Source organism: Ruegeria sp. CDSC068, assembly GCF_059610545.1.
Map to the genome: position 1 here is coordinate 65,470 of NZ_JBXWNV010000005.1, position 13,095 is coordinate 78,564.

The following is a 13,095-nucleotide window of genomic DNA, read 5'->3' on the forward strand; positions in this document are numbered from 1 at the left end:
ATTCATCTGACCTTTAAATATCCCGGGGGAGACGCCCGGCACGGGCGGCGAGGGCAGAGCCCCCATCCTTACATGTGGATCACGCGCCCGTAGGCGTCCAACACGCTTTCGTGCATCATTTCCGACAGAGTCGGGTGTGGGAAGACAGTGTTCATCAGGTCTTCCTCAGTGGTCTCCAATTGCCGTCCCACTACGTAGCCTTGAATCAACTCAGTAACTTCCGCGCCGATCATATGTGCCCCTAGCAATTCACCTGTCTTGGCGTCGAAAATCGTTTTGATCAGGCCCTCGGATTCACCCAACGCTATGGCTTTGCCGTTGCCGATAAACGGGAACTTTCCAACCTTGATGTCATAGCCAAGCTCTTTCGCCTTGGCTTCGGTGTACCCCACCGATGCGACCTGAGGCTGACAGTAGGTGCAGCCGGCGATGCTTTCGGGTTTCACTGGATGAGCGTGTTTACCGGCAATTAGTTCCGCGACCATGACACCTTCATGGCTGGCTTTGTGCGCCAGCCAGGGCGCGCCTGCGATATCACCAATTGCGTAAAGTCCGTCGACACCTGTGCGGCAGAATTCATCCGTGACGACATGGGTACGGTCAATCTTAACGCCCAAGGCCTCTAGCCCAAGGTTTTCGACATTGCCGACAATCCCTACTGCAGAGATCACGGTGTCAAAATCGTGCTTTTCGACCTTGCCCTTAACCTCAATATGCGCCGTGACCTTACCCTTGGCGCGGTCCAGTTGCTTGACCATCGCCTTTTCCATGATGGTCATGCCTTGTTTGGTAAAGGCCTTCTTGGCCAGCGCGCTGATTTCTGCGTCCTCGACCGGCAGGACCCGGTCCATAACCTCGACCACGGTCGTGTCTGCGCCCAACGTATTATAGAAGCTGGCGAATTCGATTCCGATTGCGCCAGACCCGATCACCAACAGCTTTTTTGGCATCCGCGGCGGCTGGAGTGCGTGCTTGTAGGTCCATACCAGATCGCCATCCGCTTCCAATCCGGGCAGTTCCCGCGCCCGTGCACCGGTGGCCAGAACGATGTTCTTGGCGGTCAGTTCCTCGGTACCTTTGTCCGTTTTGACGGTGACCTTGCCTTTTGCAGGGATCGTTGCCGCGCCCATGACCACGGTAACTTTGTTCTTTTTCAACAAATGACCGATGCCGCCCGACAACTGCGCCGCAACGCCGCGAGAACGCTTGACGACCGCATCCAGATCAAAGCCAATCTTGTCAGCGCTCAGGCCAAAATCCTTCGCGCGCTCCATCAGATGGAACACTTCGGACGTTCGCAGCAGCGCCTTGGTCGGGATACAGCCCCAGTTCAGACAGATACCGCCCAAATGCTCGCGTTCGACCACGGCGGTCTTCAGGCCCAGCTGAGCCGCACGGATAGCGGCCACGTAGCCACCGGGACCGGCGCCAATTACGATCAGATCAAAAGATTGTGCTGCCATGTTTCCCTCTCGGCGCAGGTCGATTCAGAAATTAGTTTACCATTAAACTAATCTCCTGAATGCATCAACATATTGCTCCCGCGACAAAACAGACGCAGGGTAAACTGGCGCGGTATGCGCTGTTTTCAGCCTATACCGCGCGTGATCCTATGGCTAGAAGATACGCACCGGGCCTGTCCGGACTTTGTGAAACCCAAGTCATTCGAAAGGCTTACCATGGCCAAAACGCTTAAAGATCTGTTGCTTGCCGTGCTGAATGCAACGCTTATCCTGATTGCACTATGCCTGTTTCTGGGGTGGAAGCTGGCTTCTACAGTCGACGACATTACCGTCAAGTTTGCCGAGAAGGTCCAGATCGTAGCGCCCCTGAAGGAAGACGTTCAAGGGATACGCGGTGAACTGACGGCATTGCGCAGCGACCTGTCATCCCTTCAGCTTAGCGGAACAGCAGCCGATAGTGCCACCGCCCAAAAACTGTCTGAAGCTTTGGAAAAGCTGAATGATTTAGAGAATAACCTGCAAGCTGCGCAGGCGAGAATAGCCGAGTTGACCGAAGCCCCGGACCAGTTAATCAACACTGCAATTGAAAATTCGGCCGACATTTTTGCCGACCGGATCATTGCAATCCGAGGCTGCGAGCCGGCGTCCTAGCCGGCTGTCTGCAGCTCGCGCACGGTCGCGCCGTATCCGCCCATGTCGACATAGGCGGCCTCGTGCTCGGTCATTGGGCGCGAGAGAGCGTCGTTGCGATAAGGGAACCGACCGAACTTGCGGATCACTTCGCGATGCGCCCTTGCGTGCAACAGGTTGCCGTCGTCGCCATCGGTCATGTTTTGACACATCAGGCGCACACAGCGTTCCTGGTCACACAGGTTTTCCGAATGCATCAATGGAAGATAAAAGAACTGGCGGGCCGGTTCGTCGATCTTCATATCCCACCCTTTGTCCACCGCACATTTCGCTGCTGACAACGCCGCGCGGTCTGAGGCGAAGGCCTCAGCGCTTCCTCGGAACATGTTGCGTGGAAACTGATCCATCAGGATGATGTACGCCAATGCACCGCTGGGATAGGTCAGCCAGAGAGAGAACTTGCCTTCACTCGCAGCCTCCCATGTGGTCAGGAACCTTTCGCGGATTTCTGCATCCAATGCGTCATCCTGCAGATACCAACCCTTGGGACCAACCTCATCTAACCAAAAACTCAATACATCTTCAGGACTTGCCATGCCCTTAACTCCGTCGTGTTTCCCCCCCAAGGGACTTAAATTCATTTAAGTGTGTTTTACAGAATTGTAACAGTAAATTATTGCAACACTTGCGACATAAATTCGTGTTCTAGGCAACATCTTGCGTTTCCTGCTCGGCTTCTGCGGCCTCAATGGCCACCTCCTGCGCCAATTCCATCACAACCGGAGACGCCGTTGGATAGAGCGGCGACATGGTGCCTGTTTCGTCGACCGGGATCGCCGCGCGCTGGGTCATACGGTAAAGCGCATAGCCAGCCATAACGACCAGCAGTATTGCGATGAAAAGGAAAAAGCCCGGAGGTCCAAAGACCGCATCCCCCATGAGCCAACCGGTGATCAACGGGCCCGCAATGGCCCCCATGCCGTTGATGAACAAAAGACCCCCTGACGCTGCGGCCATGTCTTCGTGTTCCAGAAAGTCATTCGCGTGCGCAATCAGCAGTGAATACAGAGGGTTCGACATACCGCCGATCACAAAGGCCGCGCCCAGCAGGATTGGAAATGTCACACCGAACACCAAGCCCACAACTGCCGCGCAGCTGCCGACCCCTGCAACAAGCATAATCAGGAAACGGCGATCCATGCGGTCGGACATCCATCCCAATGGATACTGCAAGACCAGAGCACCGATATAGAATGCGGCAATAAAAGTCGAAATCTCGACCAGCGTCAGACCCGCGCGGGCACCGTATACCGACGCCATCCCGAACTGTGCAGAGAAAACGCCACCCAAAAGAAACATGCCAACACAGCCCAATGGCGAATATCCGAACAATTCGCGCAGAGTCATCGGTTTGGTTGTGTCAAACGCAGGTGTCGGTGAGATCGACAAGAGAATTGGCGCAAAAGAGACCGAAACCAGAATGGAAGCGATTACAAAGGTGTCGAACCCGGCCGGGTCGCCCAAAAGAACCAAACCTTGTGCGCTGATGATGCCTGTCATCTGGAAGATCATGTAAAGAGACAGCGCCTGCCCACGGTTCTCGTTGCTGGCTGCATTGTTGAGCCAGCTTTCCGCAGTGACGTACACTCCGGAAAAACAGAACCCGATCACGACACGGCCCAGAATCCAGATAACCGGGTCGGTCATCAACGGATACATGATCATCACGGCAGAAATGAACGATGCCAGTGCCGCGAAGACCCGCACATGTCCGACACGTCGGATCATTTCGGGTGCAAGGCGTGATCCACCCAGGAAACCAACGAAATAGGCCGACATGACGAATGACATCTGAAGGGTCGAAAACCCCTCGATCTCGCCCCGGACACCCAGGATCGTACCCTGTAGGCCGTTTCCGACCATCAACAGGCCCATACCAAGCAATAGCGCCCATGCGCTGGAAAGGACCTGAATCATTGGGGCCTCCGAAAAATTCCGACCAAGACTGTGACACCGTTTTGCAATCAAAAACGGCTTTGGTCATGCTTGTCTACGACATTGAAAAGATTCGATCCCGACAACACGTCCCTTACGGGATCAAAAGCGACGCATCCCCGTAAGAGAAGAACCGGTATTTCTGTTCAATCGCATGCGCGTACACCTTCCGCATTCGCTCCTGCCCCATCAGGGCCGACACCAGCATCAACAAGGTGGATTTCGGCAGGTGGAAATTGGTCATCAAGGCGTCGGTCACATGAAATTCGAAACCGGGATATATGAAGATATCGGTCTCACCTTCCCATGGTTCGATCTGGCCCGGCCGGCTGGCACTTTCGATCAGACGCAGCGCGGTAGTGCCCACCGGGATGACCCTGCCCCCTGCGGCTTTGGTCTCTCGGATCTCTTGCGCGGCGGCGGCGCTGACACTGCCCCATTCGGCGTGCATTTTGTGGGTCGTCACGTCCTCGACCTTGACCGGCAGAAAGGTGCCCGCGCCCACATGCAGCGTGACATGAGTGACTGCGACGCCGCGCGCGCCCAGCGCCTGCATCAACGCCTCATCAAAGTGCAGCGACGCCGTCGGGGCGGCAACTGCACCGGAATTGCGGGCCCAGATTGTCTGATAGTCCGTCTTGTCCTGCTCATCCGCAGGCCGCTTGGCGGCGATGTAGGGCGGCAGAGGCATTGCACCGGCCTGTTCCAACGCAGCATCAAAATCGTCGCCCGACAGATTGAACCGCAGATAGCCTTGCCCGTCCTCAACCCGCTCCAGCGTGGCGCTCAGATGATCCGAGAACTGAATGTCTTCGCCCAGCTTCACTTTCTTCAGCGGTTTGATCAGGGCCGCCCATGTGCCATCAGCCTGCGGGTCCAGCAAAGTCGCCTCGATTGCAGCAGACACCGGTCCTTGCGCACTGTCGCGATGGCGCCGTCCGTTCAGACGTGCGGGGATGACGCGCGTGTCGTTTAGCACCAATCTGTCACCCGGCTGCAACCAGTCGGGTAGATCAAAAACATGCGCATCCGAGATCGCGTCACCTTCGGCCACCAGCAGGCGCGCGGATGAGCGCGGGCTGGCGGGACGTGTGGCAATCCGGTCTTCGGGCAGATGGAAGTCAAAATCGCTGAGTTTCATAGCCGCGCCATACAATTCCGCATCGGAATCAGCAACAGCCCATCCGGGTCAATTGTCCCGTGGTGGAGAGCCAAAGGTCTTTTTGGGCTCATCCGGCTTTCTCGGCAGCGCGTTGGGGCCATCTGATACAGTCGGGGCCGGTGCGCGCAGCAAATTGCGTAGGAACAGTGGCGCAAGGCCAGACAGCGGATTTACGGAAACCTTTGGCTTCGTAAGCGGCCCGGTCAGGCTGTAGTTGAACCCGATGACCCCCTCGCCTTTTTTTGTGAAAACACTTCCGATCGCGTTCACCAGATAGATCGGAGAGATCGCGCCACGCAGGTTTAGCATGCCCGCAACCGTGTCAATCGTGCCGTCAAAGGACAAGCCGATGGACGGGCCAACGGCGCTTCCACTGAGGACTTTGATTTCGGTCGGGGTGATCCGCATGCGGCTATCGATAGTCGAGAAAAAGATCCCCTGCCCGGTCATCTCGTCCAAAAGTCCAACAAGACTGATCGCGTCTAACAGCGCGGCCATTGCGGGTGCGTCGGTAATGCGTGTGTTTAATATCTTGAGGATCACATCATAATTCCCCGGCGCGCTGACCGGTTCCAATTGCAAGTCCAAACTGCCGCCACGCGCCTGGGTGATAACACCAGCTGACCGCAGGACGGCCCCTGCGTCCTTCGACTTTATGTTCACGGCGCTACCGCTGTCGCGCGGGCTCATCTGACCGCTGACCGCCGTGCCGCCGTTAACATTGGCCGTAAAGGTGCCGTTCACCCCGCCTGTGGTTTGAAACGCGCCCCGGAACCCGGTCAGTGCAATGTCTTCGGTCACCTGCAGGCGGTCCAACAGAACATCGATCCTTGGACCGGGGCCTGACCCTCCTCCGCCACCGCCCTCGCCGAAGGTTGCGCGACCCAGATTCATGACACCGCCCTGAACGACGATATTGGGAACCGGACCGCCGGTGTTGATCAGTTCGGCCGGCACCGCCAGCCAGTTGCCCAGATCAAACGAACTGAACCGTATCCGGTCAAAGGCACCCCCGTCCCGGAAGAAGATCGAGGCTTTAGTGCGCAGCCCCGCGACATCAAGCGTCAGATCATCCACTTTGGGCTTTTCACCCAGCGTGGCGTCCAGTGTCATCTTTCCGGTCGCCCCCGTCCCTTTGCGCCAGCCAAGTTCAGGAATTGCCATTCCGACCCCGGCGAGGTCCGAGGTCGCAGAGAGTGTGACGGGTTCATCCGCGCCGATTCCAACGGTGATATCCGCTGTGCCTTTTCCAGTCAGCATGCCCGGCGGCAGCGGCACCTTCAGCTCGTTCATCAGCAACGGCGACAGTTCGATCTGGCCCGTCAGTTCGCTGCGTTGAGGCCCGTCTCCGCCAATGGGCTGGCGCCAGGCGACCTGCATCGGCACTTGGCCGAATAAGCCGTAGCCGTCGATCTTCACCTCCGTCTGATTGCCGGACAGGTTCAAAAGATCAGCGCTGACGGAATAGTCAGGCACAAGTTTGTCGCTTTGCACATTGTCGATTTCACCGGTGTAGTGGAATTCGGTGTCGTGAAACTTCAGCCCCTTTTTCAGCGGCAATGACAATGTGCCTGACAAGCTTACGTCACCAGCCGCCAGATCGACCGGCAAGTTGGCTTTGGACATCAGGCTTAGTGGTGGTCGGTCCAGCAGCGATAAGGCGGCCTCGACGCTGCCGCTCGCCTCGATCCGAGCAATCGCCGGTGTTCCGCCCTTGGCAGTTGTATCCGGGATGATGAACGAGGTTCCCGAGGCATCCACCGCGCCACCCTGATCGGCGATGACAACCCCTTTTTCAGCCGTGACGGTAAAGCGATCTTTCAGCAGGCTAAGCCGGCCCCGCCCGTCCTGGATCAGCGGCAAGGTCTTGGCAAACCTGATCTTGGCCTCATCGAACCCAAGGCCCAGATAGAGGTCCGGCTTACTGCCCGGATGCAAGCGTAGTGAAAACTCCACATCCGAAAACTGACCTTCGAACAGGTTTTCCGACACCCATTTCCGCGGGTTCGGCGCCAATCTTTCGGGCCAGTATCGCAACAGGTTCTCGGACCCCATCTTGTCCAGTTGCGCATCAAACGCGGCATCCCAGCCGTCGGGCTGACCGATCAACCTGCCCGTTGCGTGCAATTCGTGCAGGGCATCCGTGATCGTTAACTGCCCCAGCTGCAGCTCGAACGGAGCCAGTTTGAGTTGAAAATCCACGTCCGCCCGCGCCGTTTCCAGCGATTCCGGGAACAGACCACCGGGGTAGATATCGATACTGTTCAGGGTCAGCTGTGACGTCAAGCTTTCAAGAACACCGTTTTCGACCCCGTTCAAATAGGCTTTGCCTTCGGCCTGCACGGCCCCCACATCGGACACGACCGAGGCCTCGTTGAATTCCAGAACATGACGCGCAGGGTCATAGGTGAAATAAGCGCGCGCGGATTCGAACCCGATCGGGCGCGTCTCGGGTCTGGGCTGCAGGACACCCTCGCCCAGGTTCAACGTCGCAAAAAGCGGACCCAGCGCGGCCTGCCCATCTACACTGCCCCGTAACGCGCCGGAAATCGGAGCATTGAGCACCTGCAACCACGCCAGTGCAACGCTTTGGGTGGCGATGTCTTCCGAGGGAAGATCGGTGATCGAAACCCCAAAACTCGCCTGAGGTGTACCAAGAACACTGGTATAGTTTGCCTCGATCGTGCTGGCATAGTCGCGCCCGGTCAGCACCGAAAACCCGGTCGCCAGCCGCATTTCATCACCGTCCCGGATAATCGAGATATGCCCGCCGTCAAACACCCAGGCCCGCCCCAGCCGCAGATCCTGATAATCCAGCGTCAGCGATTCCAGATCGACCGCCCGCAATCCTGACAGAAACGGGGACAGGAACACATCATCCGATTCCTCGATAAGCTGTGCCAGCGTCGGGGCCTTTTGCACCGGGGCACTGCCCGACCCCACTGTCAGCGACAGCGCACCGTCCTCACCACGGGTCAAAGCAATCTGCGCGCCCAGCATAGTGATCCGCCGCGGTCTGATCTTACCGCGCAGCAATTCGCGCATCGACAGGCGTGTCCGCAAATCCGATATCTGAGCGATCTGATGACCCGCTGCATCGCTGATGGTCACATCCGTCAATCGGATTCGCGGGCGCCACTTATCGTTGACGATAAAGCTGGCGTCCCCAAAGGTGAATTTCAAACCGCCAAGGCTGCGTTCAAGACGCGCTTCTACTTTCTGCGTGACCCATTCCGGCGCGTGCAGCTGTTTTCCGATCAGAAAGAACCAGCCCGCTCCGACCAGCAGGCACATTAAAAACAGGGTTCCAATGCTCCAGCGCGCGGCGATACGACGGCGTGACCGGCGGCGGACAGGCGTCTCGGGCCGGTCGCCACTTGCGTCTTCGTGCTGAGCCAATTTTTTATCCAAGTCTTTCAACCCGCTCGCGTCGCCCTATTATGCCGGGCAGCACTTAAAATCCTTTAGCGGAGTTTCCAATGCCCGACGTGACAGACATCGCCCCTGATTTCACATTACCCCGCGACGGCGGCGGCGAAGTGACCCTTTCGGACCTGCGCGGCGGTACCGTCGTTCTGTTTTTCTATCCCCGCGATGATACGCCGGGCTGCACCAAGGAATCCATCGGTTTCTCGGAACAACTTCAGGCCTTTGCAGATGCGGGGGCTCAAGTTTTCGGCATCTCGCGGGACAGCGTCGCCAAGCACGACAAATTTGTCGCCAAGCACAGCCTGACGACCCCGCTGTTGTCGGACGAAGGGTCTTCGGTCTGCGAGGAATATGGCGTCTGGGTTGAAAAGAACATGTACGGCAAGAAATCCATGGGAATTCAGCGCGCGACCTTCCTGATCGACGGCGAAGGCAAGATCGCCAGGGTCTGGCGCAAGGTCAAAGTCCCCGGCCATGTGGACGAAGTGCTTGCGGCGGTGCGCAGCCTGTAATCCTCTCGACCATGGCTGCCATCCGGTTTAAGAGCCGTCCACCTCAATTAGCGGAGACAACGCGGTGTCCAAAACACTGACTCAGATGGCGACCGAAGTCCTGACAACAGCGGATGGTCGTGAAAAGACCACCCTGTCCAAGCGCCATGCCGCAGCCTGGTTCGCTTCGCGCAAGGGCGACGCGCCTGAGATTGAGGTGGGAACCGCAACTCCGCCGCTGAGCCCTGCCCGCCCGGAAAAGCCCGAGCTGCTGTCGCCGCGTGAGGTTCCAAAGCGCAAGCCCGGGACCGAGGCTGGGCGTATTGCCCTGCTTCACGCAGTTGCGCATATCGAGCTGAACGCCGTTGACCTGCATTGGGATATCATCGCGCGATTTGGCCACGTGCCGATGCCGATCGGGTTTTATGACGACTGGGTCAAATGTGCCGAAGAAGAATCGCGGCATTTTGAGATGGTCTGTGACTGCCTGGAAAGCATGAGCAGCTACTATGGCGCCCTACCCGCGCATGCTGGAATGTGGCGCGCGGCCGAAGACACTGTCGAAGACCTGATGGGACGGCTGGCGGTTGTCCCCATGGTGCTTGAGGCGCGTGGGCTGGACGTGACACCCGGCATGATCGACATATTCCGCAAGGCCAAGGCCGAGCAAGCAATTGCTGCGCTCGAGGTCATCTATGCCGAAGAAGTGGGGCACGTGGCTTATGGATCAAAATGGTTTCATTTCCTGTGTGGGCGTGAAAACACGGATCCCAAGGATGTGTTTCACCAATTGGTGCGCCAGTATTTCCATGGCGTCCTGAAGCCCCCGTTTAACGAAGAAAAACGGGCCGAGGCCGGGCTGCCACCGGATTTCTACTGGCCTCTGACGGAAGACTTGCCATTGCCGGGACCGACGCAATAACGGGCTTAAGTTGAAGGTATCGGCAATTTTTCGCCTAGAATCGGCGGCAAAAACCAGTAACGCAGGGTCGGTAAGTTAACAAACTTGCCCAAAACAAATTGCCGCTTTATGCACTTCGCCCAAGGGACGGCTATCACTCACGACCGATCCCGATCTTGGGGATGGAGAGGTGAGACGCGTGAGAACACGTCTGGCAATTAAATTACATTCATTGTTTGAGCGGCATTTTCCCGAACGCCGTGTCTTTCTGAAATCAGACAATGATACGCGATTCATTCGGCTAAGCTCGGAAACGCAAGTTGTCGCCGTCGCTGGCGTTGCACTGTTCGTGGGTTGGACAGCCGTTGCGACCGCGATCCTTCTGATGGACAGCATCGGGTCGGGCAACTTCCGGGAACAGGCAAAACGCGATCAGGCGACCTATCAGGAACGTCTGAATATCATGTCCGCAGAACGGGACGTGCGCGCGCAAGAGGCTCTGGCAGCTCAGGACCGGTTCAACGCAGCGCTTGAGCAGATTTCGGCCATGCAGTCGGAACTGCTGGCGTCGGAAAACCGCCGCCGCGAGCTTGAGACCGGGATTGAGGTTATCCAGACCACGCTGCGCGCCACCATGAAACAGCGCGAAGAAGCTCGGACAGAGCTGGTCAAGCTTGAGCAGGAAGCGGGCGAAGGCGACATGTACATGGCCGCCGTTGCCAACCCCGAGCAGATGAACTTTATGACCGAGGCGCTGTCCCGCACCGCCGAGGAACGCGACCAGATTGCCGCCAATGCGAAGGACGCGCTGGAACAGCGTGACGATCTTGAGTTGGAAATCCGGCTGATGCAGGAACGCAGCGACGAGATCTTCCGCCAGTTGGAAGAGGCGATGGTGATCTCGGTCGAACCACTGGACAAGATGTTCCGTCAGGCCGGCATGCCCACCGACCGCATCATCGAAGAAGTTCGCCGCGGCTACAGCGGCATGGGCGGCCCCCTAACCCCTATTTCTTTTAGCACGCGCGGTGAGGAACTGACCCCCGACGAGATCCGCGCAAATACTCTGTTGCAACAGATGGATCAGTTGAACCTGTATCGAATTGCAGCAGAGAAAGCGCCGTTTGCAAGCCCCGTCAATTCCGTCGTGCGATTCACGAGCGGTTACGGGACGCGCCGCGACCCCAAGACAGGTGGTCGCCGCATGCATAACGGCGCTGATTTCGCAGGTGCTCATGGCACCGACATTTTTGCCACCGCAGACGGTGTGGTCACCCATGCCGGTTGGCAGTCCGGGTTTGGACGGCTGGTAAAAATCAAGCACGCGTTCGGAATTGAGACACTTTATGCCCATAACACGAAGATACGCGTGAAGGTTGGTCAAAGGGTCTCGCGCGGGGATCATATTGCTGATATGGGTAGCACCGGACGGTCGACCGGCACGCACCTGCACTATGAAGTTCGCGTGAACGGAAAACCTGTTAACCCAATGACTTACATCAAGGCTGCGAGAAATGTTTTCTAAGAGCAAAATCAACGAGCCCTCGTCCACTGCACCCGAGGCGGCAAAACCCGCTGCACCGGCGACACCGGCGGCCCCTGCACCGGCAGAAAACAAGGCCAGCACCGCGCCCAAGCCCAAGCCACCGGCATCGGTTCTGTCTTCGGACCTGCACATCACGGGCAACCTGAAGACCTCGGGCGATATCCAGGTCGAAGGCACTGTCGAAGGCGACATCCGTGCGCATCTGCTGACAATCGGTGAGACCGCCACCATCAAAGGCGAAGTCACTGCCGATGACGTCGTGATAAACGGCCGCATCGTGGGCCGTGTCCGTGGCTTGAAAGTTCGCCTGACCTCGTCCGCACGTGTCGAAGGCGACATCATCCACAAGACCATCGCGATCGAAAGCGGTGCGCATTTCGAAGGATCGGTTCAGCGTCAGGACGACCCCCTGAACCCGGGCCGCAGCGGCAAGGCGGGTGCCAACCCGGCAGCCGAGGTCAAGCAGTAACGCGGACCACTGTCCAAAGTTTCGAACGCCGCGGGGAAACCTGCGGCGTTTTTCATTTGACGGGGACGATCGAGTTTTCCGGTTCCAACCGCCCGGCGCGTCCTTATAGTGACCTTTATGTTGTTCTTTTTCACCGCCTTGGCGCTTATCGCCGGTTTCGTACTGTATCGCTACTGGTCCAAGTCCCGAGCGCGCCAACAGCTTTTGTCCACGCCCCTGACAGACCACCAACGCATCCTTATCGAACAGCAAGTGCCTCTGATCCGCCGCCTGCCCCTTGACCTGCGTGTCAAACTGGACGGCAAGGTGAATCTATTTCTGGATCAGGTTCGTTTCTTTGGTTGCGACGGGCAGGACGTAACCGAGGAGATGGAACTGGCCATCGCCGCGCAGGCCTGCTTGCTCATTGTGAACAGCGATCTTTGGTATCAAAACCTGACAACAATCCTGATCTACCCGAACGCTTTTAAGTCTCGGCAGCGCCGACAGGAAGGATACGTCGTCAGCGAGAAAGAGATCGTGCGCACCGGTGAAAGCTGGGACCGGGGACCGGTTATTCTCTCCTGGACCCACAGCAAACTTGGCGCGCTGAATGATCATGACGGGCAGAACGTCGTACTTCATGAGTTCGCCCACCAAATCGACGACCTGTCTGGGGGAACCAACGGTGTTCCGATCCTAAGCGACGGACAAAGCTTTGCCGAATGGGAACGCGTGTTCCTGACCGCATATGACTCCCATGTACGCGCTGTCGAAAGTGGACGGCACACGGTCATAGATCCCTATGGCGCGACCGGGCACGAGGAGTTTTTTGCCGTCTCTGTCGAGGTCTTTTTCGAACAGCCCCGCGCGTTGAAGGCGGCTGTACCCGAGGTATATGACCAGCTTTCCAAACTGTTCCGACTGGACCCGGTAAGCTGGGCTTAACTCGTGGAAGTTGGAACAAGCATTGATCTATTGATCCTGTGTGAGGCGCACTGCGACCGTTCTTAGGGATCAGCGCGTGTCT

Annotated in this window: 11 protein-coding genes; 6 read left to right on the top strand and 5 right to left on the bottom strand. The window is 57.6% G+C overall.

The features are described from left to right. Positions 1 to 68: 68 nt before the first annotated feature. Complete coding sequence (gene lpdA, locus AC2FID_RS11690; RefSeq protein WP_496696751.1) at positions 69 to 1,463, bottom strand: dihydrolipoyl dehydrogenase; 1,395 nt, start codon at positions 1,461 to 1,463, stop codon at positions 69 to 71. A 216-nt stretch (positions 1,464 to 1,679) separates the two neighbouring features. On the opposite strand from lpdA, the gene AC2FID_RS11695 reads away from it, so the two are divergent. Beyond that, entirely contained in the window at positions 1,680 to 2,114 is a 435-nt protein-coding gene (locus AC2FID_RS11695) for a hypothetical protein (RefSeq protein WP_496705235.1), read from the top strand. Here the strand turns inward: AC2FID_RS11695 and AC2FID_RS11700 are convergent. The 4 genes from AC2FID_RS11700 to AC2FID_RS11715 form a co-directional block, all read right to left on the bottom strand. Continuing rightward, on the bottom strand, positions 2,111 to 2,689 hold the full coding sequence (locus AC2FID_RS11700) for a DUF924 family protein (RefSeq protein ID WP_108860380.1): 579 nt from the start codon (positions 2,687 to 2,689) through the stop codon (positions 2,111 to 2,113). The two genes, AC2FID_RS11695 and AC2FID_RS11700, sit on opposite strands and share 4 nt — an antisense overlap. Before the next feature lie 109 nt (positions 2,690 to 2,798). Beyond that, a complete protein-coding gene (locus AC2FID_RS11705) occupies positions 2,799 to 4,070 on the bottom strand; it encodes an MFS transporter (RefSeq protein WP_058273985.1) in 1,272 nt (423 codons plus the stop codon). 112 nt (positions 4,071 to 4,182) lie between these two features. After that, a complete protein-coding gene (gene queA / locus AC2FID_RS11710) occupies positions 4,183 to 5,229 on the bottom strand; it encodes a tRNA preQ1(34) S-adenosylmethionine ribosyltransferase-isomerase QueA (protein WP_496705233.1) in 1,047 nt (348 codons plus the stop codon). A 48-nt stretch (positions 5,230 to 5,277) separates the two neighbouring features. Beyond that, positions 5,278 to 8,661, bottom strand: coding sequence for a YhdP family protein (locus AC2FID_RS11715; RefSeq protein ID WP_496836937.1), 3,384 nt, complete (start codon positions 8,659 to 8,661; stop codon positions 5,278 to 5,280). 68 nt (positions 8,662 to 8,729) lie between these two features. Here AC2FID_RS11715 and AC2FID_RS11720 point away from each other — a divergent pair, with 68 nt between their 5' ends. The 5 genes from AC2FID_RS11720 (at position 8,730) to AC2FID_RS11740 (ending at position 13,013) form a co-directional block, all read left to right on the top strand. Beyond that, positions 8,730 to 9,191: a peroxiredoxin gene (locus tag AC2FID_RS11720; RefSeq protein WP_496836939.1), complete on the top strand. Its 462-nt coding sequence runs from the start codon at positions 8,730 to 8,732 to the stop codon at positions 9,189 to 9,191. A gap of 85 nt (positions 9,192 to 9,276) precedes the next feature. After that, positions 9,277 to 10,092, top strand: a complete 816-nt coding sequence (locus AC2FID_RS11725) for a ferritin-like domain-containing protein (protein WP_496837190.1) — start codon at positions 9,277 to 9,279, stop codon at positions 10,090 to 10,092. A gap of 178 nt (positions 10,093 to 10,270) precedes the next feature. Next, complete coding sequence (locus tag AC2FID_RS11730) at positions 10,271 to 11,596, top strand: DUF5930 domain-containing protein (protein WP_496696758.1); 1,326 nt, start codon at positions 10,271 to 10,273, stop codon at positions 11,594 to 11,596. After that, the gene (locus AC2FID_RS11735; RefSeq protein ID WP_058273990.1) at positions 11,586 to 12,086 is read left to right on the top strand and encodes a bactofilin family protein; all 501 of its coding nucleotides are present in this window, start codon (positions 11,586 to 11,588) and stop codon (positions 12,084 to 12,086) included. Before AC2FID_RS11730 ends, AC2FID_RS11735 begins: the two co-directional genes overlap by 11 nt. A gap of 117 nt (positions 12,087 to 12,203) precedes the next feature. Beyond that, on the top strand, positions 12,204 to 13,013 hold the full coding sequence (locus AC2FID_RS11740) for a M90 family metallopeptidase (protein WP_496754395.1): 810 nt from the start codon (positions 12,204 to 12,206) through the stop codon (positions 13,011 to 13,013). Positions 13,014 to 13,095 lie beyond the last annotated feature (82 nt).